At 69.4% G+C, this 26,485-nt stretch carries 27 protein-coding genes; 7 read left to right on the top strand and 20 right to left on the bottom strand.

Annotated elements, in window-relative coordinates:
• Window positions 1–226 precede the first annotated feature (226 nt).
• A complete protein-coding gene (gene nucS / locus RKD20_RS14045; RefSeq protein ID WP_424878028.1) occupies window positions 227–898 on the top strand; it encodes an endonuclease NucS in 672 nt (223 codons plus the stop codon).
• A 75-nt stretch (window positions 899–973) separates the two neighbouring features.
• Here nucS and RKD20_RS14050 read toward each other — a convergent pair whose 3' ends face one another.
• From RKD20_RS14050 to RKD20_RS14065, 4 genes are all read right to left on the bottom strand, one after another.
• The gene (locus tag RKD20_RS14050) at window positions 974–3,496 is read right to left on the bottom strand and encodes an ATP-binding protein (RefSeq protein ID WP_424878029.1); all 2,523 of its coding nucleotides are present in this window, start codon (window positions 3,494–3,496) and stop codon (window positions 974–976) included.
• Between the two features lie 230 nt (window positions 3,497–3,726).
• On the bottom strand, window positions 3,727–4,050 hold the full coding sequence (locus RKD20_RS14055; protein ID WP_007384738.1) for an STAS domain-containing protein: 324 nt from the start codon (window positions 4,048–4,050) through the stop codon (window positions 3,727–3,729).
• A gap of 169 nt (window positions 4,051–4,219) precedes the next feature.
• On the bottom strand, window positions 4,220–5,068 hold the full coding sequence (locus RKD20_RS14060) for a 3-hydroxyacyl-CoA dehydrogenase family protein (protein WP_424878030.1): 849 nt from the start codon (window positions 5,066–5,068) through the stop codon (window positions 4,220–4,222).
• A gap of 137 nt (window positions 5,069–5,205) precedes the next feature.
• The gene (locus RKD20_RS14065) at window positions 5,206–5,847 is read right to left on the bottom strand and encodes a TetR/AcrR family transcriptional regulator (RefSeq protein WP_424878031.1); all 642 of its coding nucleotides are present in this window, start codon (window positions 5,845–5,847) and stop codon (window positions 5,206–5,208) included.
• A 79-nt stretch (window positions 5,848–5,926) separates the two neighbouring features.
• Here RKD20_RS14065 and RKD20_RS14070 point away from each other — a divergent pair, with 79 nt between their 5' ends.
• The 3 genes from RKD20_RS14070 to RKD20_RS14080 are packed head-to-tail and all read left to right on the top strand — an operon-like array spanning window position 5,927 to window position 8,053.
• The gene (locus RKD20_RS14070; protein ID WP_424878032.1) at window positions 5,927–6,709 is read left to right on the top strand and encodes an ABC transporter ATP-binding protein; all 783 of its coding nucleotides are present in this window, start codon (window positions 5,927–5,929) and stop codon (window positions 6,707–6,709) included.
• An 8-nt stretch (window positions 6,710–6,717) separates the two neighbouring features.
• The gene (locus RKD20_RS14075; RefSeq protein WP_424878033.1) at window positions 6,718–7,467 is read left to right on the top strand and encodes an ABC transporter permease; all 750 of its coding nucleotides are present in this window, start codon (window positions 6,718–6,720) and stop codon (window positions 7,465–7,467) included.
• Between the two features lie 13 nt (window positions 7,468–7,480).
• On the top strand, window positions 7,481–8,053 hold the full coding sequence (locus RKD20_RS14080; protein WP_424878034.1) for a cob(I)yrinic acid a,c-diamide adenosyltransferase: 573 nt from the start codon (window positions 7,481–7,483) through the stop codon (window positions 8,051–8,053).
• A 57-nt stretch (window positions 8,054–8,110) separates the two neighbouring features.
• Here the strand turns inward: RKD20_RS14080 and RKD20_RS14085 are convergent, their stop codons facing one another.
• Window positions 8,111–8,641: a hypothetical protein gene (locus RKD20_RS14085; RefSeq protein ID WP_424878035.1), complete on the bottom strand. Its 531-nt coding sequence runs from the start codon at window positions 8,639–8,641 to the stop codon at window positions 8,111–8,113.
• 150 nt (window positions 8,642–8,791) lie between these two features.
• On the opposite strand from RKD20_RS14085, the gene RKD20_RS14090 reads away from it, so the two are divergent.
• The 3 genes from RKD20_RS14090 (at window position 8,792) to RKD20_RS14100 (ending at window position 12,537) form a co-directional block, all read left to right on the top strand.
• On the top strand, window positions 8,792–9,955 hold the full coding sequence (locus RKD20_RS14090) for a sensor histidine kinase (protein ID WP_424878036.1): 1,164 nt from the start codon (window positions 8,792–8,794) through the stop codon (window positions 9,953–9,955).
• Window positions 9,952–10,593, top strand: coding sequence for a response regulator (locus RKD20_RS14095; RefSeq protein ID WP_424878037.1), 642 nt, complete (start codon window positions 9,952–9,954; stop codon window positions 10,591–10,593). The genes RKD20_RS14090 and RKD20_RS14095 overlap by 4 nt, the downstream gene beginning before the upstream one ends.
• A gap of 117 nt (window positions 10,594–10,710) precedes the next feature.
• A complete protein-coding gene (locus RKD20_RS14100) occupies window positions 10,711–12,537 on the top strand; it encodes a glycosyl hydrolase family 18 protein (protein WP_424878038.1) in 1,827 nt (608 codons plus the stop codon).
• Window positions 12,538–12,843: 306 nt separating this feature from the next.
• On the opposite strand, the gene RKD20_RS14105 is transcribed toward RKD20_RS14100, so the two are convergent.
• The 15 genes from RKD20_RS14105 to prmC all read right to left on the bottom strand — a co-directional run bounded on the left by RKD20_RS14105 (window position 12,844) and on the right by prmC (window position 26,466).
• On the bottom strand, window positions 12,844–13,290 hold the full coding sequence (locus tag RKD20_RS14105; protein ID WP_020122767.1) for a DUF2550 domain-containing protein: 447 nt from the start codon (window positions 13,288–13,290) through the stop codon (window positions 12,844–12,846).
• 142 nt (window positions 13,291–13,432) lie between these two features.
• Complete coding sequence (locus RKD20_RS14110; RefSeq protein WP_007384727.1) at window positions 13,433–13,807, bottom strand: F0F1 ATP synthase subunit epsilon; 375 nt, start codon at window positions 13,805–13,807, stop codon at window positions 13,433–13,435.
• A 133-nt stretch (window positions 13,808–13,940) separates the two neighbouring features.
• Window positions 13,941–15,377: a F0F1 ATP synthase subunit beta gene (atpD, locus tag RKD20_RS14115; RefSeq protein ID WP_020122768.1), complete on the bottom strand. Its 1,437-nt coding sequence runs from the start codon at window positions 15,375–15,377 to the stop codon at window positions 13,941–13,943.
• Entirely contained in the window at window positions 15,377–16,294 is a 918-nt protein-coding gene (locus RKD20_RS14120; RefSeq protein WP_007384725.1) for a F0F1 ATP synthase subunit gamma, read from the bottom strand. Before RKD20_RS14120 ends, atpD begins: the two co-directional genes overlap by 1 nt.
• Window positions 16,295–16,315: 21 nt before the next feature.
• Window positions 16,316–17,905 carry a F0F1 ATP synthase subunit alpha gene (gene atpA, locus RKD20_RS14125; RefSeq protein WP_020122769.1) on the bottom strand — a complete coding sequence of 530 codons (1,590 nt, stop codon included), beginning with the start codon at window positions 17,903–17,905 and terminating at the stop codon, window positions 16,316–16,318.
• Between the two features lie 125 nt (window positions 17,906–18,030).
• Window positions 18,031–18,846, bottom strand: coding sequence for a F0F1 ATP synthase subunit delta (locus tag RKD20_RS14130; protein ID WP_424878039.1), 816 nt, complete (start codon window positions 18,844–18,846; stop codon window positions 18,031–18,033).
• Window positions 18,843–19,388 (bottom strand): F0F1 ATP synthase subunit B, encoded by a 546-nt coding sequence (locus tag RKD20_RS14135; RefSeq protein WP_424878040.1) that lies wholly within the window; start codon window positions 19,386–19,388, stop codon window positions 18,843–18,845. The genes RKD20_RS14130 and RKD20_RS14135 overlap by 4 nt, the downstream gene beginning before the upstream one ends.
• 41 nt (window positions 19,389–19,429) lie before the next feature.
• On the bottom strand, window positions 19,430–19,660 hold the full coding sequence (atpE, locus tag RKD20_RS14140; RefSeq protein ID WP_009321656.1) for an ATP synthase F0 subunit C: 231 nt from the start codon (window positions 19,658–19,660) through the stop codon (window positions 19,430–19,432).
• Between the two features lie 75 nt (window positions 19,661–19,735).
• Window positions 19,736–20,557 carry a F0F1 ATP synthase subunit A gene (gene atpB, locus RKD20_RS14145; protein ID WP_424878041.1) on the bottom strand — a complete coding sequence of 274 codons (822 nt, stop codon included), beginning with the start codon at window positions 20,555–20,557 and terminating at the stop codon, window positions 19,736–19,738.
• A gap of 225 nt (window positions 20,558–20,782) precedes the next feature.
• Window positions 20,783–21,196, bottom strand: a complete 414-nt coding sequence (locus RKD20_RS14150) for a hypothetical protein (RefSeq protein ID WP_424878042.1) — start codon at window positions 21,194–21,196, stop codon at window positions 20,783–20,785.
• Between the two features lie 308 nt (window positions 21,197–21,504).
• Complete coding sequence (locus RKD20_RS14155) at window positions 21,505–22,812, bottom strand: MraY family glycosyltransferase (protein WP_020122774.1); 1,308 nt, start codon at window positions 22,810–22,812, stop codon at window positions 21,505–21,507.
• Window positions 22,813–22,941: 129 nt separating this feature from the next.
• Window positions 22,942–24,183: a serine hydroxymethyltransferase gene (gene glyA, locus RKD20_RS14160; RefSeq protein WP_424878043.1), complete on the bottom strand. Its 1,242-nt coding sequence runs from the start codon at window positions 24,181–24,183 to the stop codon at window positions 22,942–22,944.
• Window positions 24,184–24,252: 69 nt separating this feature from the next.
• On the bottom strand, window positions 24,253–24,924 hold the full coding sequence (locus RKD20_RS14165) for a protein-tyrosine-phosphatase (protein WP_424878044.1): 672 nt from the start codon (window positions 24,922–24,924) through the stop codon (window positions 24,253–24,255).
• Window positions 24,921–25,568 (bottom strand): L-threonylcarbamoyladenylate synthase, encoded by a 648-nt coding sequence (locus RKD20_RS14170; protein ID WP_031040664.1) that lies wholly within the window; start codon window positions 25,566–25,568, stop codon window positions 24,921–24,923. Before RKD20_RS14170 ends, RKD20_RS14165 begins: the two co-directional genes overlap by 4 nt.
• A gap of 52 nt (window positions 25,569–25,620) precedes the next feature.
• Window positions 25,621–26,466 carry a peptide chain release factor N(5)-glutamine methyltransferase gene (gene prmC / locus RKD20_RS14175; RefSeq protein ID WP_424878045.1) on the bottom strand — a complete coding sequence of 282 codons (846 nt, stop codon included), beginning with the start codon at window positions 26,464–26,466 and terminating at the stop codon, window positions 25,621–25,623.
• Between the last annotated feature and the right edge of the window lie 19 nt (window positions 26,467–26,485).

Here is a 26,485-nt window from a genome sequence, read left to right on the forward strand (position 1 = left end):
AGGGGTTGCCGGACAGATGAGGGAGTCCGCGCTGCCGGACACGCTCAGTGCACGCCTCGCGACCTCCCGTTCACTACGGTAGGCAACGGACGGTGACGGCACCAGGAGAATGCGAACAAAGGGCGCTCCCAACAGGCCCACAATCGGCCACAAGTGAACAGGCTTTCTCCACAGCCTTACGGGCCGAATCGCGTGGACATGCGCCCGTCGAGTAGCGTTGCCGACCATGCGTCTCGTCATTGCCCGGTGTTCCGTCGACTACGCGGGCCGGCTCACCGCCCACCTGCCCTCGGCCCCCCGTCTGATCCTGGTGAAGGCCGACGGCAGCGTCTCCATCCACGCCGACGACCGGGCCTACAAGCCCCTGAACTGGATGTCGCCGCCCTGCACGTTGAAGGAGGGGACCGGCGACGAGGAAGGCGTCTGGACCGTCATCAACAAGGCGGGCGAGAAGCTCATCATCACGATGGAGGAGGTCCTGCACGACTCCTCGCACGAACTCGGTGTGGATCCCGGCCTGATCAAGGACGGCGTGGAAGCACACCTTCAGGAACTGCTCGCCGACCGCATCGACACCCTCGGCGACGGCTACACCCTGATCCGCCGCGAGTACATGACGGCCATCGGCCCGGTCGACATCCTGTGCCGGGACGCCGAGGGGCAGACCGTCGCGGTGGAGATCAAGCGGCGCGGTGAGATCGACGGCGTCGAGCAACTCACCCGCTACCTCGACCTGTTGAACCGCGACCCCCATCTCGCTCCGGTCCGCGGCATCTTCGCCGCGCAGGAGATCAAGCCGCAGGCCCGTGTCCTCGCGACCGACCGCGGTATCGGCTGCCACGTCATGGACTACGACGCGCTGCGGGGCATCGAGGACGACAAGCTGCGGCTGTTCTGACAGCGCGTCTTCTTCTACGTCAACAAGAGGGCCGGGTCCGATGGGCGGACCGGCCCTCTTGTTGTCGCGCGTTGTTCAGATGACCGCTCCACTCGGCGAGCTCACGGTGCTGCTCTCCGGTGCACTGGCCGAGCTGCTGGTCTCCACCGGGGCGCTGGAGGCGGGGCCGCTGGCCGAGGTGGAGTTGCTCGGGGGCGTGCCGGTCGGGGTGGACGTCGCCGACCCCGACGGCGAGCCGGACGGTGATGCCGAGCCGGACGGACTGCCCGACGGCTTGCCGGAAGGCGATGCCGAAGGGCTCGACGGGCTCGAAGGCCTCGACGTCGACGGCCTCGGCGAACTCGGCGTGCTGCCCGTCCCCTTCGTCCCGCTCGGATCGTCCGACGGCTCCGCCCCACCCGTGGGCGTCGGATCGTCCGAGGTCCCGTACGTACCGTCGGGCCCCGGGTCGGTCGGACGGGATGTCGCCGTGCCAGTGTCGCCCTTGCCGTCGTCGCTCTTCGGGACGTCCGCGCCGAGGTTGCCGTCGTCGATGCCGACGCTGGCCGACGGGTTGACGCCGACCTGGTCGGACGGGGCGTTCGGGTCGTTGTCGGAGGTGGCGCCCAGGGTCACGACCGTGCCGAGCACCGCGACCAGCAGCGCGCCCGCGCCGGCCGCGACGAGGTTGCGCTTGGCGAGGCCCTTGAGTCCGCCCCGGGCCTTGCGCGAGGGCGCGGACGTGGAGGGCGAGCGGTGGACGACGACCGTCTGCGAGTCGGCCGGCGGCTGGAGCGGCGGGAAGGCCGCGGGGACTCCCCCGGGCGGTGAGGCGGACTCGTCGTACCGGGCGTCGGGCAGCTCCTCGCCCGCCGTCGCGCCGAGGCCGGCCAGGCCGGCCGCGCTGCCGTCCCGGTCGGAGACGAGGGCGAGGGCGCGGCGGCCCGCGACGGTGCCGCGCTTGTCGGCGAGGGCGCCGCGCAGGCCGACGGAGGCCTCCAGTTCGGCGCGGGCCCGGTCGAGCTGTCCGCCGCAGAGCGCGAGGATGCCGAGCTCGTGGTGGAAGTAGGCCTGTTCGGAGACCTCACCGGCCAGCCGGGCGGCCTCGGAACCGGCCCGCAGGCAACGCTCCCAGGCGCCCCAGTGGCCGCCGGCGGCGAACGCGGGCGCCGCCGTGCGGGCCAGCTGCACGGTCACGGCCTCCTCGCCCTCGTCGGGCGCGATGGTGACCGGGACCAGGACGGCGAGGGCGGCCAGCAGGGCGTCGGCCTCCGCGCACACCCGCTCGGGGGTGACCGAGGGGTGTCCGGCCCACCAGCCGTAGTGCTGGGCGGCGGTGAGTGCGCGGTTCTCGATGTCGTCGCCGTATCCGGCGGCCTCCAGCTGGGCGAGGACACCGGCGGCGAGCCGGTAGCGGGAGCCGACCGGGGAGACCAGGCCGCAGTCCGCGAGCTCTCCGAGGGCGGCGTCCGCGTGGGTGTCGCCGATCAGCGCGGGCAGGTGGGCCTGGTGGGGCACCTCGCCGCCGAGCGCGACCGCGAACCGCAGGGTGGCGCGTGCGGACTCGCTCAGCCGGGAGGCGAGCAGCGGAGCGGGGGCGGCGGCCTCGCCGAGCGCGGGCAGGGGAATCTCCTCGCCCTCGTCGGGGGCGAACAGCGCGTCGACGGGGGCCGCGTCCGCGAAGACGCCGAACTCGTCGACGGCACTGGTCCCGGCCCGCAGCCGGTCGCGCTGCCTGAGCAGGGCGCCGGCCTGGACGAAGCGCAGGGGCAGGCCCTCGGACTCGAACCAGAGGTCGCCCGCCCAGTTCGACTCCTCCTCCGTCAGCACCCGGCCGACGGAACGCTCCAGGAGCTCCACTCCGTCGGCGCGCTCCAGGCCGCTGAGGAAGACCTCCTCGACGGCGGAGTCGGCCGAGGGCGCGGGCACGTCGGGCGTCGCGCCGATCACGAAGGCGCACTCGGGGGTGGCGTCGAGCAGTTCGTCGAGGGCCGCGCCGCCGAACTCGATGTCGTCGAGGACGACGACCGCGCCGATCTCCCGCACGCAGGAGAGCAGCTCGTCCCGGTCGGGGCGGTGCAGGGGCGCGTCGAAGACGGCGTAGAAGAGGTCGTACAGCAGCTCGGTCGCCGTGCGGTGGAAGCCGGTGAGGCGGACCACGCCGTCGGGGGCGAGGTCCGAACAGTCCTCGGCGACCAGGTCGAGGAGGCTGGTGCGGCCGGAGCCGGCGGGGCCGGTCAGGCGTACCGAGCGGCCGCGGGCGAGCAACCGTACAAGTCGCTCGCGCTCGTCCTGGCGGGCCAGGAGCGGCAGGGCGGTGCGGGTCGGTCCGGGTGGGACGGGCGGGCGGGCCGCACGGTCCACCTCGGCGCGCTCGGCGGTACCGAACTTCGCGGGGCGGGCGGGTCGCTCGCCGGGCGGGCAGGCCTCTATCTCGCTGCCGTCGACGGGGTTGACGGTGAGCAGGAAGTCACCCGCGACGAGCTGCACGGTGCGGGCGAGCGCGGGCGTGTGCTGGCCGAATTCGGATGTGAGGGAGTCCCTGGGAGGCCGCTGACGCGGCGAGCCGCCGTCGTCGTCATGGCCGTACTCCTCAGGTCCCCGGCTGTTCGGGTCCATAGGTTCAAGCCCCCCAAAAGCGTCTCGTGTGCCGACAGTGGCCCCTCCCGGCCTGCAGCACACCGCGCTGTCGCTTCTGGTCCGGGCCCGCTGGAAGGGATGCAGACAGCGGGCGACCGAACCCTAAACCTTCGCACAGTATCTACGACAGCCCGGGGTACCGCGCCGTCCGAGACGTCACAGTCTCGTGAGGATTGCGCGGGGCCTGCGTTTCGCCACGTCGGAGCGGGTCAGACGCGGGGCAGCGACTCCACGCCGATGCCGCCCTCGATCGCCAGGATCCGGTGCAGCCGGGTGGCGACCAGGAGGCGTTGCATCTGCGCCGGTACGTCGCGCAGCACCAGCCGGCGGCCGCAGCGGCCGGCCCTGCGGTGGGCCCCCATGATCACCCCGAGACCGGTGGCGTCCCAGGAATCCAGCTCGGACAGGTCGAGCACCAGGTCGCCGACTCCGTCGTCGACGGCCGAGTGCAGGACCGTACGGGCGTCCGCCGCGCTGCGGACGTCGAGGCGGCCCCCGACGACCAGCTCGGCGTGGTCGCCCCTGATGTACATATGCGCTCCCCGAGAGTGCCTGTAGTACTCCACGAATCTGATGTCCAGTGATGACACCTCTGACTGCGCAGGGCGGTCGGAGGTTGCCGTCTGTAAGCGAACCGATACCGAATTCACCCCTCAGGGTGAAACCAGAGGGGCTTGTGCGGTTACGGGGACGGAAAAGCCGTCAGTGCTTGTAGAAGCCCTGCCCGCTCTTGCGTCCGATGTCACCGGCGTCCACCATCCGGCGCATCAGCTCCGGCGGGGCGAACTTCTCGTCCTGGGACTCGGTGTAGATGTTGCTGGTGGCGTGCAGCAGGATGTCGACGCCGGTCAGGTCCGCCGTGGCGAGCGGTCCCATGGCGTGGCCGAAGCCCAGCTTGCAGGCGAGGTCGATGTCCTCGGCGGTCGCGACGCCCGACTCGTAGAGCTTGGTCGCCTCGACGACGAGGGCGGAGATGAGACGGGTGGTCACGAACCCCGCCACGTCCCGGTTGACGACGATGCAGGTCTTGCCGACGGACTCGGCGAACTCCCGCGCGGTGGCGAGGGTTTCGTCGCTCGTCTTGTAGCCGCGGACCAGTTCGACGAGCTGCATCATCGGCACCGGCGAGAAGAAGTGCACCCCGACGACCCGTTCCGGGCGCTCGGTGGCCGCCGCGATCTTGGTGATCGGGATCGCGGAGGTGTTGGAGGCCAGTACGGCGTCCGGGCGCACGATCCTGTCCAGCGTGCGGAAGATCTCGTGCTTGACTTCGAGCTTCTCGAACACGGCCTCGACGACGATGTCGGCGTCGGCGGCCGCGTCCAGGTCGGTGGTCGCGGTGATCCGGGCGAGGGCCGCGTCGGCGTCGTGCGCCTCCAGCTTGCCCTTGCTCACGAACTTGTCGTACGAAGCCTTGATACCGTCGGTACCGCGCTTCAGCGCCTCGTCGGTGACGTCCCGCAGGACCACGTCCCAGCCCGCCTGTGCGGATACCTGAGCGATGCCGGAACCCATCAGGCCGGCGCCGATGACGGCAAGCTTCCGTGCCACTGTCGCGACTCCCCTTTGAAACGCCTTACGCCCTGTTTACGTTGCCTCTGCGGCGGACACTAGCGCTCGTGAAGGGCTGTGTGACCGGTTAGTAATGCGCGTCACGTCTCATCTGACGGACATCACACCGGTAGCTGTCACGAGTGGTCTCGTACGGCGTAGTTGAGCACCTTATCGCTCAACAACTCCTCCATGTCGTCGAGAAGCGCGAGTGTCTCTCGTGATACTTCGTCCGGTTCGCGCCCCGCGACCATCTCGCGCCCGATGCTGCCCATGACCGTCTGGTGGATCCAGTTGATCTGACCTGCGATCAGGGCGGGCAGCGGATCGCCGGGCTCCGCGCCGGTCTCCTCCCGGAGGGTCGTCTCCAGGTTCTCCTGGACCTCCTGCTGGATGCTCCACAGCCGGGAGCGGAGCGGGGGTGCGTCGTGGATGACCCGCATGAAACGGTCATAGCCCGGCATCAGGCCGACCCGGGGCGAGACCGCCTCGACCTCGTCGCGCAGCTCCCTCAGTACGGCCGCCGCCGCCGACTCGCCCACGTCCCGCCCGCGCACCCAGCGCGAGAGGCGGTCGACGACGCCCTTGCTGCGGTCGAGGAAGAGGTCCTCCTTGGTCGGGAAGTAGTTGTAGACGGTGTTCACGGACACGTCGGCGGCGTCCGCCACCTCGGCGATCGTCACCGTGACGAAGCCGTGCTCCAGGAACAGCCCCGTGGCGATGTCCGAGATCCGCTGCCTGGTCTCGCGCTTCTTCCGCTCCCTGAGCCCCTCTGCCATGGGTCGAATGCTAGCTTCGTGGGCCGTCTGAAATTTTGGAGCCATTGCAAAGTTTAAGAGACTCTGTTTTTCTTGGCCCATGCCCATCATCAGTACGGCCTCGCTCGCCCGTACCTTCCAGACCCGGCGTGGTCCCGTGGAAGCCGTGCGCGGCATCGATCTGACCGTCCGCGAGGGCGAGATCCTCGGCTTCCTCGGCCCGAACGGAGCCGGGAAGACCACCACGCTCCGGATGCTCATGACCTTGCTCGAACCCACCGGCGGCGCGGCCACCGTGGCCGGCCACGACCTCGCGACCGACGCCGCCGGGGTGCGCCGGGTGTGCGGGTACGTGGCCCAGTCCGGCGGGGTGGACCCGCAGATCTCCGTACGGGAGGAACTGGTCACCCAGGGCCGCCTGTACCGCCTGCCGAAAGCTCAAGCGGTAGCGCGTGCGGCCGAGTTGGCCGCCGACCTGGATCTCACCGACCTGCTCGACCGCAGGTGCGGCACCCTCTCCGGTGGCCAGCGCCGCCGCCTCGACATCGCGATGGCGCTCACACACCGCCCGAAGGTGCTGTTCCTCGACGAGCCGACGACCGGGCTGGACCCCGCGAGCCGCGCCGACCTGTGGGACCTGGTCCGCGGGCTGCGCGACGCGCACGGCACGACCGTCTTCCTGACCACTCACTACCTCGACGAGGCCGACGCCCTCGCCGACCGCCTCGTGATCGTCGACCAGGGCGTGGTCGTGGCCGAGGGCACACCGAGCGCCCTGAAACTGGAGTACGGCGGCTCGATCGACGCCTCGCTCCAGGACACGTTCCTCGCGATCACCGGCCGGGGTCCCCTCCCGGCCGACGCCGCCCCCGTAGCCGTATAAGGAAAGCCATGCTTCTGCACGACACCGCGATCATCTACGGCCGCTATCTGCGCCAGTCCCTGCGCTCCCGCTTCGCGCTGCTGTTCGGCGTCCTGATGCCCTTGCTGTACCTGGTCTTCTTCGGTCCGCTGCTCACCGGTCTCCCGCTGGGTGGGCGCGGCAGTTCCTGGCAGGTCCTGGTGCCGGGGCTGCTGCTCCAACTGGGGCTGTTCGGGGCGCTGTTCGCCGGCTTCATGATCATCCTGGAGAAGGGGCAGGGGGTGACGGAGCGGATGCGGGTCACGCCCGTCAGCCGGCTCGCCCTGCTGCTTGGCAGGGTGCTGCGGGAGGCGACGGTGTTCGTCTTCCAGGCGGTGCTGCTGGTGCTCGTCGCGGTCGCGATGGGGCTGCGGGCACCGCTGGCCGGGATCCTGATCGGCTTCGCGTTCGTCGCCCTGCTGACCGTCTCGCTGGCCTCGCTGTCGTACGCGCTGGCGATGAAGGTCCGTACGCCCCAGGAGTTCGGCCCGCTGGTCAACGCGGTGTCGATGCCGTCGATGCTGCTGTCCGGCCTGATGCTCCCGATGACCCTGGGCCCGGCCTGGCTGGATGTCCTGTCGCACTTCATGCCGTTCCGCTATCTGGTGGACGCGATGCGGGACGCCTACGTCGGCTCGTACACGACGGATCACATGCTGTACGGCGTCCTGGTCGCCGTCGCCCTGACGGTGGTGGCCGTGACAGTGGGCACACGGGTCTTCCGGACGTCCGGGGCGTAATTACCCTGGCCTCATGGTCAATCTGACGCGCATCTACACCAGGACCGGCGACCAGGGCACCACCGCCCTCGGCGACATGAGCCGGGTCGCCAAGACCGATCTGCGGATCTCCGCGTACGCGGACGCCAACGAGGCGAACGCGGTGATCGGCAGCGCGATCGCGCTGGGCGGGCTCGACGAGGAGGTCGTCAAGGTCCTCACCCGGGTGCAGAACGACCTGTTCGACGTCGGAGCCGACCTGTCCACGCCCGTGGTCGAGAACCCCGAGTTCCCGCCCCTGCGCGTCGAGCAGTTCTACGTCGACAAGCTGGAGGCGGACTGCGACCGCTTCAACGAGCGGCTGGAGAAGCTCCGCTCCTTCATCCTCCCGGGCGGCACCCCGGGCGCGGCCCTGCTCCACCAGGCCTGCACGGTCGTACGCCGGGCCGAGCGCTCGACCTGGGCGGCCCTGGAGGTCCACGGTGAGCACATGAACCCGCTCACCGCGACCTATCTGAACCGGCTGTCGGACCTGCTCTTCATCCTGGCGCGGACGGCCAACAAGGATGTCGGGGACGTCCTGTGGGTGCCCGGCGGCGAACGCTAGCGAATACGCCTTCCCGGCCGGATGTGGGGACGTGCTCCGGGTGCCGGGCGGGCAGCGTCAGCGCTCGCGCTTCGGGAACAGCGTGTAGCTGCCGGCGATGACCAGGTTGATGCCGATCAGCCAGAGCATGCGCTGCTGCCAGGCGCGCAGCGAGTCGGTCCGGCCGTCGCCGACGTACCAGACCGCGGCCTGGAGCAGCACCACGGCGACCACCGCGGCGAGGATCCAGCGGCCCGCGACCTTCCACTCGTGGACGGCGCGGGCCGTGCCGTACCTCGGCGGCTTCACCGGCGGCGGGCCACCCGCGAACCGGTGGGCGACCCGGGCGTCCGCCCACTTGATCGTCGAGTGCCCGAGGCCCACGGTGAAACCGATGTAGACGGCTGCCAGACCGTGCTTCCAGTCGGGCTCGGCACCGTTCCTGAGGTCGATCGCGGTGACCGTGAACAGCACGAGCTCCAGCAGCGGCTCGCACAGCAGCAGGGCCAGTCCGACCCGCGGCATGCGCAGCCCGTAGCGGAAGGTAAGTCCGGCTGCCAGCAGCACCCAGAAGGCCACCTCACAGGCGACGATCAGTCCGACGATCACGAGGGCTCCCTTCGTCTCCCTCCCAGGCTGCCGACGTGCGCGGCCCCTTTCGTCGTCGGCGGTGACGAGACCGCCGTACATCGAAAGATGCAGTCCAGGACCGTTCCCGGGCATCAGGCGCCGTGCCCGGCGAGCGTGTTGGATGGGGCCATGGTCCTCCCCCGCCCGCACCGCTTCGACGTGTACATCGCGGCCGGCGGGCTGCTCGGCGGGCTGCTGCTGGTGGGCATCGGCCTGGGCACCCGGCCGTCCAGCGACCCCATCACGCTCTTCGACGGACCCTGGCCGGTCCTCCTGCCGCTCACCGTGCTGGCCGGGTGCGAACTGCTGCGCCGCACGGCCCCTCGCGCGGCCCTGCTCACCGGCACCGCCGCGATCTGCGCCGACGTCGTGACCCAGGGCAACCTCGCCACGATCCTGATGTTCACCGACGTCGTCTACGCGGCCGTGCTGTACGGCCCGCTCGCCTCGGCCCGCCGCATCCAGTGGATCACCGGGCTGCTGACCGTGGCCGGGACGCTGGTGCCGTTCGCGGTGTGGCGGGTGCCGGAGGCGCTGCTGATCGGCGTGGTCGTCGGGGTCGTGGCGTACGGGCCCGCCGCCACCGGGTGGATCGTGCGCAACCACCGGGACGCCGCCGAGGCCGCCCGGCTGCGCGCCGAACAGACCGCGCTGCTCGCCGAGATGGACCGCGCCCAGGCCGTCACCGCCGAACGTGCCCGAATGGCACGGGAGTTGCACGACATGGTGGCCAACCACCTGTCGGCGATCGCCATCCACTCCACGGCCGCGCTGTCCATCGACGATCCCGAGACCTCCCGCGAGGCCCTTGCGGTGATCCGGGAGAACAGCGTCGACGGGCTCGCCGAGATGCGCCGGCTGATCGGCATCCTGCGCGACGGCGACCACGAACCCTCCGCCGTCCCCACCCTCGACGGCCTCACCGCCCTCGTCGACGGAGCCCGCGCCAACGGCCTGGACGTCACCCTGGACGCCTGCCACCACACCTCCGTGCCCGCTCCGGTCGAACTCGCCGCCTACCGCATCGTCCAGGAGTCGCTGACCAACGCCCTCAAGCACGCCTGTCCGGGCCGGGTCACGGTGTCCCTCGCCGAGCGGGACGGCGATCTGACGGTCGAGGTGAGCAGCCCGTACGGCGACCGGGACGGACCGCGCGCTCCCGGTTCGGGAGCCGGTCTGGTCGGGATGCGGGAGCGGGCCGCGCTGCTCGGCGGCGCGTTCGACGCCGGTCCCGACGGGGCGCACTGGACCGTACGCGCCACCCTGCCCCTGGATGAAGGAGTCCCCGAATGATCCGTGTCCTCGTCGCCGAGGACCAGTCCGCCGTCCGCGCCGGGCTCGTCCTCATCCTGCGCAGCGCTCCCGGCATCGATGTGGTCGGCGAGGCGGCGGACGGTGTACAGGCGGTGGCGCTGGCCCGGGAGCTGAGACCGGATCTGGTGCTGATGGACGTCCAGATGCCACGGCTGGACGGGGTGTCGGCGACCCGGCAGGTCGTGGCGGAAGGGCTCGCGGACGTCCTCGTGCTGACCACCTTCGATCTCGACGAGTACGTGTTCGGGGCCCTGCGGGCCGGTGCCTCCGGTTTCCTGCTGAAGAACACGGAGGCGAAGGACCTCATCACGGCCGTGCGCACGGTGGCGCGGGGCGAGGGAATCGTCGCCCCGGCCGTCACCCGGCGTCTGATCGCCGAGTTCGCCGCCAGGCCTGTCCGCGGGACGAGCCTCGATCCGGCCGTCCTCGGCACCCTCACCCGCCGGGAACGCGAGGTGCTCTCCTGCCTCGGGGAGGGCCTGTCCAACGCCGACATCGCCGAGCGCCTGGACATGGCCGAGGCCACGGCGAAGACGCACGTCAGCCGTCTGCTGGGGAAGCTGGAGCTGCGCAGCCGGGTGCAAGCGGCCGTACTGGCACAGGAGTTGGGCGTCTAGCTGCGACTTGCCCAGAGTGGTCCAGACCTATTGACCTGTGGTCCAGACCTTTCTATTCTCGCGGCACCGTGGGTGTGAAGGCTCAGTCACGCCCCCAACTCCCCTAGGAGGCGCACGATGCGCTTCAGACACAGAGCCGCGGCAGGGTTCGCGACGCTGTTGCTCCCCTTCGCCGGCCTGGTCGGCCTCGCGAGCCCAGCCCAGGCCGCGAGCACCGCCACCGCCACCTACACCAAGACCCAGGACTGGGGCACCGGCTTCGAAGGCAAGTGGACGGTGAAGAACACCGGTACCACCAGCCTCAGTTCCTGGACCGTCGAGTGGGACTTCCCCTCCGGCACGTCCGTCACCTCCGCCTGGGACGCCGACGTCACCTCCGCCGGCACCCACTGGACCGCCAAGAACAAGTCCTGGAACGGCACCCTCGCCCCCGGCGCCTCCGTCTCCTTCGGCTTCAACGGCGCCGGCAGCGGCTCCCCCGCCAACTGCAAGCTGAACGGCGGCAGTTGTGACGGCGGGTCCACCCCGGGTGACGCGGCCCCGTCCGCCCCCGGCACGCCCACCGCCTCCGGCATCACCAACACCTCGGTGAAGCTGGCCTGGAGCGCCGCCACCGACGACAAGGGCGTCAAGAACTACGACGTGCTGCGCGACGGTGCCAAGGTGGCGACCGTGACGACGACGTCGTACACGGACACCGGCCTGACCGCCGGCACCGACTACTCCTACACCGTGCAGGCCCGCGACACCGCCGACCAGACGGGTCCGGCCAGCGGGGCGGTCGCGGTGCACACCACCGGCGGCACCACCGACCCGCCGCCCACCACCGGTGACAAGGTCAAGCTCGGCTACTTCACCGAGTGGGGCATCTACGGCCGCAACTACAACGTCAAGAACCTGGTGACGTCGGGCTCGGCCGCCAAGATCACACATATCAACTACGCCTTCGGCAACGTCACCAACGGCCAGTGCGCCATCGGCGACTCCTACGCCGACTACGACAAGGCCTTCACCGCCGACCAGTCGGTCAGCGGCGTCGCCGACACCTGGGACCAGCCGCTGCGCGGCAACTTCAACCAGTTGCGCCAGCTGAAGGCCAAGTACCCGAACATCAAGGTCCTGTGGTCCTTCGGCGGCTGGACCTGGTCCGGTGGCTTCGCCCAGGCCGCGGCCAACCCGGCCGCGTTCGCGCAGTCCTGCTACAACCTGGTCGAGGACCCGCGCTGGGCCGACGTCTTCGACGGCATCGACATCGACTGGGAGTACCCGAACGCCTGCGGGCTGTCCTGCGACACCAGCGGGGCGGCGGCCTACAAGAACCTGATGCAGGCCCTGCGCGCCAAGTTCGGCACCGGCAACCTGGTCACCGCGGCCACCACGGCCGACGGCACCTCCGGCGGCAAGATCGACGCCGCCGACTACGCGGGCGCCGCGCAGTACGTCGACTGGTACAACGTGATGACGTACGACTTCTTCGGCGCGTTCGACGCGGACGGCCCGACCGCCCCGCACTCCCCGCTCACCACCTACAACGGCATCCCGCAGGCCGGGTTCACCACCGCCGACGCGATCGCCAAGTTCAAATCGAAGGGCGTGGCCGCGAGCAAGCTGCTCATCGGCATCGGCTTCTACGGCCGCGGCTGGACCGGCGTCACCCAGGCGGCACCCGGCGGCACGGCCACCGGACCGGCGCCCGGCACCTACGAGCAGGGCATCGAGGACTACAAGGTCCTCAAGACGTCCTGCCCGGCCACCGGCACCATCGCGGGCACGGCCTACGCCTACTGCGGCAACAACTGGTGGTCCTACGACACCCCCGCGACGATCGCCGGGAAGATGACCTGGGCCAAGAACCAGGGCCTGGGCGGCGCGTTCTTCTGGGAGTTCAGCGGCGACACCGCGGGCGGTGAGCTGGTGAGCGCCATCAACAGCGGACTGAGCTGACCCACGATCCACTGGGGGCGCGCGGCGGGTGCCGCGCGCCTTCGGCGTACTCCCCCCAGGGCCGTTCGGCCCTCGTCGAGGGACCATCAGCGGCCGAAAGACAGCTGACGACCGGGAACAATCGATATCTCGACCGTAAGCGGAATGACTCATTCGGGGGGACGAATGACACGCAGATCCAGCAGCAGGCGAAACGCCGGCAGCCCGTCGGCCAGGCCCGGGACGGCCTACGTGGGGATGTTCACCGGGACGACGATCGCGGCACTTCTGACCGTCTGGCCCGCCGGCGTCACCGTGACCTTCGGCTCAGGCCACGTTGACACGCTGACCGGGGGGAGCTGCCTCCAGCCACGCCAGGAACCCGGTCAGCGCGTCCTCGCTCATCGCGAGTTCGAGACGCGTGCCCCGGTGCAGACAGGTCAGGATCACGGCGTCGGAGAGCAGGGCCATCTCCTCCTCCCCGTCGGGAAGACGACGGCCCGCGACCTCGATCGCGGCCCGCTCCAGGACGCGGCGCGGTCGATAGGCGTACGAGAAGACGCGATACCACTCGACGCGGTCGCCGTTGTAGCGGGCGACGCCGTAGCTCCAGCCCTTGCCGCTGGGGTCGGTCTTCTCCGGGACGTCCCAGCGCAGGGAACAGTCGAAGGTGCCGCCGGAGCGCTGGATGAGTCTGCGCCGCAGACCGAAGACGAACAGCCCCAGCACCACCAGGGCCACGACGATTCCGCACACAGTCAGAGCGAGGACCATCGACACCGACCTCCTCGTCTCCTAGGTACCTTCAATAGGTAACGGAACGGAAAAAACATCCAGATCTGCCTCAGCCGCGACCGGCTCCGGATCGCTCCGGTGCCGGCCGCGGCTGAGTGACGTCATACGGCTCCGCGCTGGTTCAGCGCGCAGTCGCCGCGCGCAGTCGTACGTCCGCGCGACGCTCGGCGGCGGCGTCGCCCTCCGCCTTCGCGCGCTCCAGCTCCCGCTCCGCGCGCTGGACGTCGATCTCGTCCGACAGCTCGGCGATCTCGGCCAGCAGCGACAGCTTGTTGTCGGCGAACGAGATGAAACCGCCGTGCACCGCGGCGACGACCGTCCCGCCATCGCTCGTACGGATGGTCACCGGGCCCGACTCCAGCACACCGAGCAGCGGCTGGTGACCGGGCATGACGCCGATGTCGCCGGACGTGGTGCGCGCGACGACCAGGGTGGCCTCGCCGGACCAGACCTCTCGGTCGGCCGCGACCAGCGCGACGTGCAGCTCAGCAGCCAAGGTGGCTCCTCGGGTCACCACCCGGCGGTTCGGCCGGGTGTTGGTTACAAGTCTAGTGGGCGTGAAAGAGGGGGCGGGACGTACCCCGCCCCCTCAAGCGTGAATCACAGGGTTCACATGGAACTCAGTGGGTTCAGGAGACGCCGAGCTCCTTGGCGTTGGCCTTGAGGTCCTCCAGGCCACCGCACATGAAGAACGCCTGCTCCGGGAAGTGGTCGAACTCACCGTCGCAGATCGCGTTGAACGCGGTGATCGACTCGTCCAGCGGCACGTCCGAGCCGTCCACGCCGGTGAACTGCTTGGCGACGTGGGTGTTCTGGGACAGGAAGCGCTCGACGCGGCGGGCACGCTGGACGACCAGCTTGTCCTCCTCGCTGAGCTCGTCGATGCCGAGGATCGCGATGATGTCCTGGAGGTCCTTGTACTTCTGGAGGATCCCCTTGACACGCATGGCGGTGTTGTAGTGGTCCGCCGTGATGTAGCGCGGGTCCAGGATCCGGGACGTGGAGTCCAGCGGGTCCACGGCCGGGTAGATGCCCTTCTCGGAGATCGGACGGGAGAGCACCGTCGTCGCGTCGAGGTGGGCGAAGGTGGTGGCCGGGGCCGGGTCGGTCAGGTCGTCCGCGGGGACGTAGATCGCCTGCATCGAGGTGATCGAGTGACCACGGGTCGAGGTGATGCGCTCCTGGAGGAGACCCATCTCGTCGGCCAGGTTCGGCTGGTAACCCACCGCGGAGGGCATACGGCCGAGCAGGGTCGACACCTCGGAACCGGCCTGGGTGAAGCGGAAGATGTTGTCGATGAAGAACAGCACGTCCTGCTTCTGCACATCGCGGAAGTACTCCGCCATGGTCAGACCGGCGAGGGCCACGCGCAGACGGGTGCCCGGGGGCTCGTCCATCTGGCCGAAGACCAGCGCGGTCTTGTCGATGACGCCCGAGTCGGACATCTCCTCGATGAGGTCGTTGCCCTCACGGGTGCGCTCACCGACACCGGCGAACACGGAGACACCGTCGTGGTTGTTGGCGACGCGGTAGATCATCTCCTGGATGAGCACCGTCTTGCCGACGCCGGCACCACCGAACAGACCGATCTTTCCACCCTTGACGTACGGGGTGAGAAGGTCGATGACCTTGACGCCGGTCTCGAACATCTCGGTCTTCGACTCGAGCTCGTCGAAGTTCGGGGCCTTGCGGTGGATGGACCAGCGCTCGCCCTCGTACGTCTCGTCGACGTTCAGCACCTCACCGAGGGTGTTGAACACCTTGCCCTTGGTGAAGTCGCCGACCGGGACGGTGATGCCCGTGCCGGTGTCGGTGACGGTGGCCTGGCGGACCAGACCGTCGGTGGGCTGCATCGAGATGGTGCGGACCAGGCCGTCACCCAGGTGCTGGGCGACCTCCAGGGTCAGCGTCTTCTTCGCGCCGTCCTGGGCCGGGTCGGCCACCTCGACGTGCAGAGCGTTGTAGATCTCCGGCATCGCGTCGACGGGGAACTCCACGTCGACGACCGGGCCGATGACCCGGGCGACGCGGCCCGTGGCAGCGGCCGTCTCAACTGTCGTCGTCATTACCTGTCACTCCCCGCGGACGCGTCGGCGAGGGCTGCGGAGCCACCGACGATCTCGCTGATTTCCTGGGTGATTTCGGCCTGGCGGGCCGCGTTGGCAAGTCGGGAGAGCGTGGTGATGAGCTCTCCCGCGTTGTCGGTGGCCGACTTCATCGCGCGCCGCGTGGCGGCGTGCTTGGAGGCGGCCGACTGGAGCAGCGCGTTGTAGATACGGCTCTCCACGTAGCGCGGCAGCAGGGCGTCGAGGACGTCCTCCGCCGAGGGCTCGAAGTCGTAGAGCGGGAGGATCTCGCCCTGCGGCTTGGCCTCCTGCGCCACCTCTTCGAGGCTGAGCGGCAGCAGACGGTCGTCGAGCGCCGTCTGCGTCATCATCGAGACGAACTCGGTGAAGACGATGTGGAGTTCGTCCACGCCGCCCTCGGCCGTGTCCTTCTCGATGGCCTCGATCAGCGGAGCCGCGACCTTCTTGGCGTCCGCGTACGTGGGCTCGTCGGTGAAACCGCTCCACGACTCCGCGATCTTGCGCTCACGGAAGTTGAAGTGCGCGACACCGCGGCGGCCGACGATGTAGATGTCGACCTCCTGGCCCTCGCGCTCCAGCCGCTCGGTGAGCCGCTCCGCCTGCTTGATGGCGTTGGAGTTGAAGGCGCCGGCGAGACCGCGGTCGCTCGTCAGGAGCAGCACCGCGGACCGCGTGACCGTCTCGGCCTTCGTGGTCAGCGGGTGCCTGGTGTTCGAGCCGGTACCGACCGCCGTGACCGCGCGGGTGAGCTCGGTCGCGTAGGGCGCCGAGGCCGCCACCTTGCGCTGCGCCTTGATGACGCGCGAGGCGGCGATCATCTCCATCGCCTTGGTGATCTTCTTGGTCGCGGTGACGGATCGGATGCGACGCTTGTAGACCCGGAGCTGGGCTCCCATGAGTCAGGTCCCTTCCTTACGTCACTTGGCCGCGGCCGGGGCGTCCTCGCCGAGAAGCTTGCCGTCCGAGGTCTCGAACTGCTTCTTGAAGTCGGCGATCGCGTCGGCAACAGCGGTGAGGGTGTCGTCCGACATCTTGCCGCCCTCCTTGATGGAGGTCATGAGGCCCTGCTCCTTGCGGTGCAGGTACTCCAGGAGCTCCTTCTCGAAGCGGCGGATGTCGTTGACCGGGACGTCGTCCATCTTGCCGGTGGTGCCGGCCCAGACGGAGACGACCTGGTCCTCGGTCGCCATCGGCTGGTACTGGGCCTGCTTCAGCAGCTCGACCATGCGCTGGCCGCGCTCCAGCTGCGCCTTCGACGCGGCGTCCAGGTCGGAACCGAAGGCGGCGAACGCCTCCAGCTCACGGAACTGGGCGAGGTCCACGCGGAGACGACCCGAGACCTGCTTCATCGCCTTGTGCTGCGCGGAACCACCGACTCGGGAGACGGAGATACCGACGTTCAGCGCGGGGCGCTGACCGGCGTTGAACAGGTCCGACTCCAGGAAGCACTGGCCGTCGGTGATGGAGATGACGTTGGTCGGGATGAACGCCGAGACGTCGTTGGCCTTGGTCTCGACGATCGGCAGACCGGTCATCGAGCCCGCGCCCATCTCGTCGGAGAGCTTGGCGCAGCGCTCCAGCAGACGGGAGTGCAGGTAGAAGACGTCACCCGGGTAGGCCTCGCGCCCCGGCGGGCGGCGCAGCAGCAGGGACACGGCGCGGTAGGCGTCGGCCTGCTTCGAGAGGTCGTCGAAGATGATGAGGACGTGCTTGCCCTCGTACATCCACTGCTGGCCGATGGCCGAACCGGTGTACGGCGCCAGGTACTTGAAGCCGGCCGGGTCGGACGCCGGGGCGGCGACGATGGTCGTGTACTCCAGCGCGCCGGCCTCTTCGAGGGCGCCACGCACGGAGGCGATGGTCGAGCCCTTCTGGCCGATGGCGACGTAGACGCAGCGGACCTGCTTCTTCGGGTCGCCGGAGCGCCAGTTGTCACGCTGGTTGATGATCGTGTCGACGGCCAGGGCGGTCTTGCCGGTCTGACGGTCACCGATGATCAGCTGACGCTGGCCACGGCCGATCGGGGTCATCGCGTCGACGGCCTTGTAGCCGGTCTCCATCGGCTCGTGCACCGACTTACGGGCCATGACGCCCGGAGCCTGCAGCTCAAGCGCGCGACGACCGCTGGTCTCGATCTCGCCGAGGCCGTCGATCGGGGCACCGAGCGGGTCGACGACGCGGCCGAGGTAGCCCTCGCCGACGGCCACGGAGAGGACCTCGCCGGTACGGGTGACCGGCTGACCCTCCTCGATGCCGCTGAACTCACCGAGGACGACGCAACCGATCTCGCGCTCTTCCAGGTTGAGCGCGAGGCCGAGGGTGCCGTCCTCGAACTTCAGCAGTTCGTTGGCCATGGCCGAGGGCAGACCCTCGACCTTCGCGATGCCGTCGCCGGCAAGGGTGACCGTACCGACCTCCTCGCGCGAGGCCGCGTCCGGCTTGTACGACTGGACGAAGTTCTCCAGCGCGTCCCGGATCTCCTCCGGCCGGATCGTGAGCTCCGCCATCTGGGTTCCCTGCTCTCCTTGTTGGGCCCGAAGTTTCACTTTGGGGGTCTGGGGGCGACCCCCAGGATTCTTCATGTACGGCCCAACCAGGGCCGTCGTAAGTACGTACTGCTATGAAGTTGCTGCTAGCCCGCCAGGCGGCGGCCGGCGTCCTCGATGCGGTCCGCGACGGAGCCGTTGATGACCTCGTCGCCGACCTGCACCCGGATCCCGCCGAGGACCTCGGGGTCCACGTCGAGGTTGAGGTGCATCGGGCGGCCGTAGAGCTTCGCCAGGGCACCGCCCAGACGCTGCTTCTGCTGGTCGCTCAGCGGAACCGCCGAGGTGACGACGGCCACCATGCGGTCCCGGCGCTCGGCGGCGAGCTTGGACAGGGACTCAAGGCCCGCCTCCAGGCTACGTCCCCGGGGCGCGGCCACAAGGCGCGTCACCAAACGCTCGGTCGTCGCATCGGCGCGGCCACCGAGCAGGCTGGCGAGCAGCTCACGCTTGGCCTGGGCCGTTGCGGCGCGGTCGGTCAGCGCGGCGCGCAGCTCGGTGTTCGAGGCGACGATCCGGCCGAACCGGAACAGCTCGTCCTCGACGTTGTCGAGCGTGCCCCGCCGCTGCGCGGCGGTCAGGTCGGCGATGTTCGCCAGTTCCTCCAGCGCGTCCACCAGGTCACGCGAGCGCGACCAGCGGGAGCGCACCATGCCGGACACCAGGTCGGTGGCGGGGCCGCCGACCTGCGTGCCGATCAGGCGCCGGGCCAGTTCCGCCTTGGCCTCGCCGGGCTGCGCCGGGTCGGTCAGGACCCGACGCAGCGACACCTCGCGGTCGAGCAGCGCGGTGACGGCGGCCAGCTCGTCGGCGAGCGAGCCGGCGTCCACGGACGTGTTGTCCGTCAGCGCGTCGAGACGCTCGCGTGCGGCTGCCAGGGCCTCGCGGCTCGCTCCGTTCATCGCGCGGCCTCGGCCTTCTCCTCAAGGTCCTCAAGGAAGCGGTCGATCACGCGGGACTGCCGGGCGTGGTCCTCGAGGGACTCGCCGACGAGCTTGCCGGCCAGCTCGGTGGCGAGCTTGCCGACGTCCTGGCGCAGCGCGGACGCGGCGGCCTTGCGGTCGGCCTCGATCTGCGCGTGACCGGCGGCGACGATCTCCTCGCGCTGCCGCTGGCCTTCCGCGCGCATCTCGGCGATGAGCGTGGCGCCCTGCTCCTGCGCCTCCTGGCGCAGGCGCGCGGCCTCGTGGCGGGCCTCGGCGAGCTGTGCCTTGTACTGCTCAAGGACGCTCTGGGCCTCGGTCTGCGCGGCCTCGGCCTTCTCGATACCGCCCTCGATGGCCTCGCGGCGCTCTTCCAGAACCTTGTTGATGTTCGGGAGGAGCTTCTTGGCGAGGAAGCCGAAGACGATGACGAAGGCGATCAGGCCGATGACGAGCTCGGGGATCGGCGGGATGAGGGGATTTTCCATCTCCTCGGCCGCGATCGTGAGCATCTGGCTCATGTGTATGCCTTTCGTCTAGTCGGCTGGTCGTCGATCAGCGATCAGTAGCCGTAGACGAACGGCATGACCAGACCGATCAGGGCCAGCGCCTCACAGAACGCGAAGCCGAGGATCTGGTTGGCGCGGATCAGGCCGGCCGCCTCGGGCTGACGGGCCAGGGCCTGGGTGCCGTTACCGAAGATGATGCCGACGCCGACGCCGGGGCCGATCGCGGCGAGGCCGTAACCGATGGAGCCGAGGGAGCCTTCGACAGCAGCAAGGGTCTGGGACATGCCAGTTCTTCCTTTTCTTTACGGACCGGTGGGGGTTGGCCACCGGACGATTCGTGGAGGTCGGGTGCGGGTGGCTCAGTGGTGCTCGGCCAGGGCGCCCTGGATGTAGGTGCAGGTCAGCAGGACGAACACGTACGCCTGCAGGGCCTGGATGAACAGCTCGAAGGCGGTCATCACCACGGTCATGATGAACGAGACACCCGCGTAGGCGATGCCGATGCCGTTCAGCAGGTACCAGCTGGCGATCGTGAAGAGCAGCAGCAGCGTGTGACCGGCGAACATGTTGGCGAAGAGTCGCACGGCGTGGGTGAACGGGCGGATCAGGATGTTCGAGAAGAACTCGATCAGCATCGCCAGCGGAAGCACCGGGCCGAGCGACTTGTCGTAGCCCGTCACGTTCTTGAAGAAGCCGACGAAGCCGTGCCGCTTGAAGGTCAGCGACACCCACAGGACGTAGACGATCAGGGCCAGTACCAGCGGGTACGAGATGATCGACGTGACCGGGAACTGGGCGATCGGAACGACGGACCAGAGGTTCATCATCCAGACGAAGAAGAAGAGCGAGACGACGAGCGGTACGTACTTCTCGCCCTCCTTCTTGCCGATGGTCTCGTAGACGACTCCACGGCGGATGAAGTCGTAGCCCGCCTCGGCCACCATCTGGAGCTTGCCGGGAACCACCTGCGGCTTGCGGAAGGCGGCCCAGAAGAACCCGACGATGATGATCGACCCGAGGAGCGCCAAGAGCATCGTCTTGTTGAAGTACACGTTGCTGTCCCCGTCGCCCAGGATGGGCTCGAACAGGAACGAGTGCAGGCCGGGAGAGGGGAAGCCACAGCCGTCAAAGATGTGGCAATCCGTCTCGAAGGCGAGCACCTGCGTCGGGTCAGCACTCACCGCGGGCTCCTTCAGCGTGACGCATGGGTACGGCAACCTCGTTGTGTCGGCGCGGCATACAGTCGCGGTTCGGCACGGGACTGGTGTTACGGATGTGGGGGCGACTGTTGGGCATCTCGCCTCGCGATTGAGCAGGCGTCAGCTCAGATGCCCGCGCCCGCGATGCCGCAGTTGGCACCGGACGATAGCAGGAGATCTCAGACCTCTTTATCCCGGCCCTACCCCTCACGACGAGTGCTCCGATTTATCGGGCTCGACGTAGAGGATCTTGGACTTCATGTGCGCACGGGTCTGCGCGGCGATCCACGCGAGGGTGCCGGCGACCAGCGTGAACGCGAAGGCCTTGGGATGGAAGAGCGTGGTGTTCTTGAACGCGGCCATGAAGACGAAAAGCAGCAGGATCTGCGTCGCGTACAGCATCAGGCCCATCGCCTGGAACAGATGCGGAAGCGATTTGGCAGTGCGCTGCAGGATGTAGAGACCGAGACCCATGAAGAGAATCACGATCACCGTCGCGACAGCTGACCCGATCGCCCCCTTGCCACCGACGACCACACCGCTGACCACGGCGGCGATCGCGCCGACGGCGACCGTGGGCACGGCGGCCTGAGCCAGGATCCGGACGTCGTTGGACGGCATGGCGGCAACTCCGCTTTCAAAAGGGGGGGTGTGTCGTCATGGACGAGCGTAGTCCCGGGCTGAGGGTGACCCTCACGCCAAGGGACCGTCGCACTACGGTCCTTTGGCTCTGCCCTGGGTTCTCGTGAACCGTATCACAAACTATTTGATGCGGTCTTTACCTAGAACGTGTGCCCACTGTCACACATGAGAGTGACGCTGCGCGTCTGCGCGGAAACGCGGGGGAGTTGTCTGGTATAGGGGCGATTTGTCGCCCCGTCGAACTCCCACGCGTTGGCAATGCTTTAGTCAGATTCTTACCTTGGGCGTCAGCGCGAGGTCTCGGCCTTGCGCCTCTCCGGCACGTGCGAACGGGCGCTCAGCGCGGTCGCCCCGTTGACACCCGCCACTCCCACCGCGACCGGGGTGCGCTGTTCCACCTCCATGGCCTCCGCGACCGCCGCCCGCCGACGGCGGCGGTAACGCGGCGGCACCACGTGCTGGGCCCACATCGGCACGCGCGGGGTGAAGCGCGGCAGCAGGAGCAGCACGAGACCGATCGCGCTGAGGAACACGACGCCGAGCACGATCCACATGGACGCGGAGTTCACCGAGTAGGCGAGCGAGCCGAACGCGATCAGCGCCGACCAGAAGTACATGATCCACACGGCCCGGCTGTGCGAGTGCCCGATCTCCAGCAGCCGGTGGTGCAGATGCCCGCGGTCGGCGGCGAACGGCGACTGGCCCCGCCAGGTGCGGCGCACGATGGCCGAGATCAGGTCGGCGGCCGGCACCGCGATGATGGTCAGCGGCAGCAGCAGCGGGATGTAGACGGGAACCGTCTGGTGCACGGCCGCCTTCTCGGACCCGGCGAACAGCTTCAGCGCGTCCGGGTCGATCTGCCCGGTGATGGAGATCGCGCCCGCGGCCAGCACCAGGCCGATGAGCATCGATCCCGAGTCGCCCATGAAGATCCGCGCCGGATGCATGTTGTGCGGCAGGAAGCCGATGCACATGCCCATCAGGATCGCCGCGAACAGCGTGGCCGGAGCGGCCGCCTCGATGCCGTACGAGTACCAGATGCGGTAGGCGTACAGGAAGAACGCGCCGGCGGCGATGCAGACCATGCCGGAGGCGAGGCCGTCGAGACCGTCGACGAAGTTCACCGCGTTGATGGTGATGACGACGAGCGCGACCGTCAGCAGGGTGCCCTGCCACTGGGTCAGCGCGACCGAGCCGACGCTGGGGATGGGCAGCCACAGGATCGTCAGACCCTGCATCACCATCACGCCCGCGGCGATCATCTGGCCACCCAGCTTGATCAGGGCGTCGATCTCGAACTTGTCGTCCAGGACGCCGATCAGCCAGATCAGGGCGGCCCCGGAGAGCAGCGCGCGCGGTTCGTTCGACTTCTCGAAGACCGCGCTGAGGTTGGTCAGGTGGTCGGCGACCAGCAGACCCGCGCACAGTCCGAAGAACATGGCGATACCGCCGAGCCGCGGAGTCGGTTCCCGGTGCACGTCACGGGCCCGGATCTCCGGCATCGCTCCGGCCACGATCGCGAACTTCCGTACCGGCCCTGTCAGCAGATACGTCACCGCGGCCGTGATGCAGAGCGTCAGCAGGTATTCACGCACAGGCTTCCCCACAGGTCTCGCTGGCCATCTCAGCCCCACACCCTAGCGACGGATGCATATGGTTGGGGACTTCCGGGTAGAGCCGATGGTTGCACGTGCGGCTGTGCCCGCAGGTCCGGATACCCCCGCTCAGGCCGGATAGGGCGGAAATCCGCCGACCAGATCCCGCACTTCTTCACGTGCCCTGGCGCTCTCCACCTCACCGCGCACCACCCCCGCGAGCAGGGCGGCGATCCCCGCCATCTCCTTTTCGGCCATGCCCTGGGTGGTGACGGCGGCCGTTCCCAGGCGCAGTCCGCGCAGGTCGGCGTGAGGCAGCGCACAGCAGTCGAGCACCATCCCCGCGGCCGCGAGCCGTCCCCGTGCCGTGCGTCCGTCGACGCCGAGCAGCGCCGGATCGGCCGTCACGAGATGGGTGTCGGTCCCTCCGGTGGTGACCACGAGTCCCTCGTCGGCCAGTGCGGCCGCGAGGACCCGCGCGTTGGCGACCACCTGATGGGCGTACGCGGCGAACGCCGGTGTCGCCGCCTCGCCGAACGCGACCGCCTTCGCGGCGATGGTGTGCATCTGCGCGCCGCCCTGCGTGAACGGGAAGACGGCCCGGTCGACCCGCTCGGCCAGCTCGCTCCCGCACAGGATCATTCCGCCGCGGGGGCCGCGCAGCACCTTGTGGGTGGTGGCGCAGACGACATCGGCGTACGGCACCGGACTGGGCGCCGCTCCCCCGGCGACGAGCCCGATGGGGTGGGCGGCGTCGGCGATGAGATACGCGCCCACCTCGTCGGCGACCTCGCGGAAGAAGGCGTAGTCGATGTGCCGGGGGTAGGCGATGGAACCGCACACGATCGCCTTGGGCCGGTGGGCGCGGGCGAGGGTGCGCACCTGGTCGTGGTCGATGATCCCGGTCTCGGCGTCGACGCCGTAGGGGACGAAGTCGAACCAGCGGCCGGAGAAGTTGGCGGGCGAGCCGTGGGTGAGGTGGCCGCCGTAGGGCAGGCCGAGGGCGAGGACGGTGTCGCCGGGGCGCAGCAGCGCGGCGTAGGCGGCGAGGACCGCCGAAGAGCCGGAGTGGGACTGCACGTTGGCGTGTTCGGCGCCGAACAGGGACTTCGCCCGCTCCACGGCGAGCCGCTCGGCGACGTCGACCAGCTCGCAGCCGCCGTGGTGACGGGCGCCCGGATAGCCCTCGGCGTACTTGTTGGCCAGCGACGAGCCGAGCGCGGCCAGGACGGCCGGCGAGCAGAAGTTCTCGGCGGCGATGAGCTGGAGCGTCGACGACTGCCGGTCGAGCTCCCCGAGCAGGATCTCGGCCAGCTCGGGGTCCTGCCGCGCGAGGACGTCGGCGGTCTGGGGCGCGTGGGTGACCGACATGGTGGACTCCGGGGCGTCGACGGTGACGTACGTCCAATGTAGGCCCGGGGCCGATGGGGTGCCCGGTCCTTACGTCCTTGCGGGTACGCCCGTGAGCGCGGTGACGACCGGATCGATCGCCTCGTTTATCTCGTCCCCGATCGAGCGGAAGAAGGGCAGCGGTGCTCCGTAAGGGTCGAAGACCTCGTCGGCCTCGGCGGTGGGGGCCAGGAGCCACCCGCGTAGAGCGGCCGCCGCGCGGACCAGGGCGCGGGCGCGGCTCACCAGGCCCTCCTCCAGGGGCGGCAGGGTCGCCGGGTCTATCGCCTTCACCAGCCGGGTGAACTCCTTCAGGGTGAAGGTGCGCAGACCCGCCGAGTGCCCCATGGAGATCACCTGCTGGCGGTGGTCGCGGGTGGCGGTCAGGACCAGGTCCGCCATGATCACGTGTTCGTCCAGCAGCTCGCGTCCGGTGAAGCCGGAGGGGTCCGCGCCGAACTCGGCAAGGACGGTCTCCGCGTTGGCCTCCATGGGCGCGCCCTCGTGGCCCCAGGTCCCGGCGCTCTCCACGACCAGGCCGCCCCACAGGGGGTCGCCGAGCCGGTCCGCCAGGGCATGCCGGGTCAGCCGCTCGGTGATCGGCGAGCGGCACACGTTGCCGGTGCTGACGTGGAGGATGCGGAAGCTGTCACGCGGGAGCCCTGTGAAGGTCCGCGTCTCTTCCCCGTCCCATATGCCACGCCCCGCGTCAGGGGCCGTCAATTCGCCACCTCGAGGTCGGGTACGACCTTCCTGAGCTCTTCCGCGGAGATCGCGCCCGCGCGCAGCAGCAGGGGCACCTCGCGGGTGACGTCGACGATCGAGGAGGGGACGTTGCCGGGGGTCGGGCCGCCGTCGAGGTAGACGGAGACCGAGTCGCCCAGCATCTCCTGCGCGGCGTCGCAGGTCTCCGGCGAGGGGTGACCGGTCAGGTTGGCGGAGGAGACCGCCATGGGTCCGACCTCGGTCAGCAGCTCGATGGCGACGGGGTGGAGCGGCATCCGCACGGCCACCGTGCCCCTGGTGTCGCCCAGGTCCCACTGGAGGGACGGCTGGTGCTTGGCGACGAGGGTGAGCGCGCCCGGCCAGAAGGCGTCGACGAGCTCCCAGGCCAGCTCGGAGAAGTCGGTGACGAGACCGTGGAGGGTGTTCGGGGAGCCGATCAGCACGGGGGTGGGCATGTTGCGGCCCCGGCCCTTGGCCTCCAGGAGGTCATGGACGGCCTCCGAGGAGAACGCGTCGGCGCCGATGCCGTACACCGTGTCGGTCGGGAGGACCACGAGCTCGCCACGGCGGACGGCGGACGCGGCTTCGCGCAGACCGGTCGTGCGGTCGGTCGCGTCGTTGGTGTCGTATCGCCGTGCCATATCTAGCGGGCCTCCTCGTACACGTACTGCTCTGGAGTCTTGGGAGTGCGGCTCACGGCATCGCCCTGCGGGCCGTCGCGAACCTGGGGCGCCTGTTGAGGTCGGGGTGGTCGGCCGCGTCGGCCCAGCCCCGTTCCTCGGTGAAGATCCACGGCACCTGGCCGCCCTGGGTGTCGGCGTGCTCGATGACGACGACACCTCCGGGGCGCAGGAGCCGGTGTGCGGTCCGTTCCAGACCGCGGATGAGGTCGAGGCCGTCCTCGCCGGAGAACAGGGCGAGTTCGGGGTCGTAGTCCCGTGCCTCGGGAGCGACGTACTCCCATTCGGTGAGCGGGATGTACGGCGGATTGGAGATGACCAGGTCGACATGGCCGTCGAGGTCGTGGAAGGCGTCCAGGGCGTTGCCCTGGCGCAGGTCGACCCGCGACCCCTCGACGTTCTTACGGGTCCACCGCAGCGCTTCCTCGGACAGCTCCACGGCGTGCACGCGGGAGCGCGGGACCTCCTGGGCGAGGGCGAGCGCGATGGCGCCGGAGCCGGTGCACAGGTCGACGATGCACGGCTCGACGACGTCCATCGCGCGGACGGCGTCTATGGCCCACCCGACCACCGACTCGGTCTCGGGGCGCGGCACGAACACCCCGGGGCCCACCTGGAGTTCGAGGTACCGGAAGTAGGCGAGGCCGGTGATGTGCTGGAGCGGTTCGCGCTGTTCCCGGCGCGCGATGGTCTCCCAGTAGCGGGCGTCGAAGTCCGCGTCCTTCACGGAGTGCAGCTCGCCCCGCTTCACGCCGTGCACGAACGCGGCGAGCTCCTCCGCGTCGTTGCGCGGCGAGGGCACGCCGGCGTCGGCCAGCCGCTGGGTGGCCTGGGCCACCTCTGCGAGCAGCAGGTTCACGCAAGTCCTCCGTGTCGTA

The sequence above is a fragment of the Streptomyces sp. SLBN-8D4 genome (assembly GCF_049739545.1).
Lineage (GTDB): Bacteria > Actinomycetota > Actinomycetes > Streptomycetales > Streptomycetaceae > Streptomyces > Streptomyces canus_C.

What these genes read in the sequence shown, in the direction of transcription:
- RKD20_RS14100 (WP_424878038.1), top strand. Translation starts at nt 10,711, where the DNA reads ATGCGCTTCAGACACAGAGCCGCGGCAGGGTTCGCGACGCTGTTGCTC.
- RKD20_RS14120 (WP_007384725.1), bottom strand. Translation starts at nt 16,294, where the DNA reads ATGGGAGCCCAGCTCCGGGTCTACAAGCGTCGCATCCGATCCGTCACC.
- RKD20_RS14095 (WP_424878037.1), top strand. Translation starts at nt 9,952, where the DNA reads ATGATCCGTGTCCTCGTCGCCGAGGACCAGTCCGCCGTCCGCGCCGGG.
- RKD20_RS14065 (WP_424878031.1), bottom strand. Translation starts at nt 5,847, where the DNA reads ATGGCAGAGGGGCTCAGGGAGCGGAAGAAGCGCGAGACCAGGCAGCGG.
- RKD20_RS14105 (WP_020122767.1), bottom strand. Translation starts at nt 13,290, where the DNA reads ATGGTCCTCGCTCTGACTGTGTGCGGAATCGTCGTGGCCCTGGTGGTG.
- RKD20_RS14055 (WP_007384738.1), bottom strand. Translation starts at nt 4,050, where the DNA reads ATGTACATCAGGGGCGACCACGCCGAGCTGGTCGTCGGGGGCCGCCTC.
- RKD20_RS14075 (WP_424878033.1), top strand. Translation starts at nt 6,718, where the DNA reads ATGCTTCTGCACGACACCGCGATCATCTACGGCCGCTATCTGCGCCAG.
- nucS (WP_424878028.1), top strand. Translation starts at nt 227, where the DNA reads ATGCGTCTCGTCATTGCCCGGTGTTCCGTCGACTACGCGGGCCGGCTC.
- RKD20_RS14070 (WP_424878032.1), top strand. Translation starts at nt 5,927, where the DNA reads ATGCCCATCATCAGTACGGCCTCGCTCGCCCGTACCTTCCAGACCCGG.
- atpE (WP_009321656.1), bottom strand. Translation starts at nt 19,660, where the DNA reads ATGTCCCAGACCCTTGCTGCTGTCGAAGGCTCCCTCGGCTCCATCGGT.
- RKD20_RS14150 (WP_424878042.1), bottom strand. Translation starts at nt 21,196, where the DNA reads ATGCCGTCCAACGACGTCCGGATCCTGGCTCAGGCCGCCGTGCCCACG.
- atpD (WP_020122768.1), bottom strand. Translation starts at nt 15,377, where the DNA reads ATGACGACGACAGTTGAGACGGCCGCTGCCACGGGCCGCGTCGCCCGG.
- atpA (WP_020122769.1), bottom strand. Translation starts at nt 17,905, where the DNA reads ATGGCGGAGCTCACGATCCGGCCGGAGGAGATCCGGGACGCGCTGGAG.
- RKD20_RS14090 (WP_424878036.1), top strand. Translation starts at nt 8,792, where the DNA reads ATGGTCCTCCCCCGCCCGCACCGCTTCGACGTGTACATCGCGGCCGGC.
- RKD20_RS14130 (WP_424878039.1), bottom strand. Translation starts at nt 18,846, where the DNA reads ATGAACGGAGCGAGCCGCGAGGCCCTGGCAGCCGCACGCGAGCGTCTC.
- RKD20_RS14050 (WP_424878029.1), bottom strand. Translation starts at nt 3,496, where the DNA reads ATGGACCCGAACAGCCGGGGACCTGAGGAGTACGGCCATGACGACGAC.
- RKD20_RS14080 (WP_424878034.1), top strand. Translation starts at nt 7,481, where the DNA reads ATGGTCAATCTGACGCGCATCTACACCAGGACCGGCGACCAGGGCACC.
- RKD20_RS14135 (WP_424878040.1), bottom strand. Translation starts at nt 19,388, where the DNA reads ATGAGCCAGATGCTCACGATCGCGGCCGAGGAGATGGAAAATCCCCTC.
- glyA (WP_424878043.1), bottom strand. Translation starts at nt 24,183, where the DNA reads ATGTCGGTCACCCACGCGCCCCAGACCGCCGACGTCCTCGCGCGGCAG.
- RKD20_RS14170 (WP_031040664.1), bottom strand. Translation starts at nt 25,568, where the DNA reads ATGGCACGGCGATACGACACCAACGACGCGACCGACCGCACGACCGGT.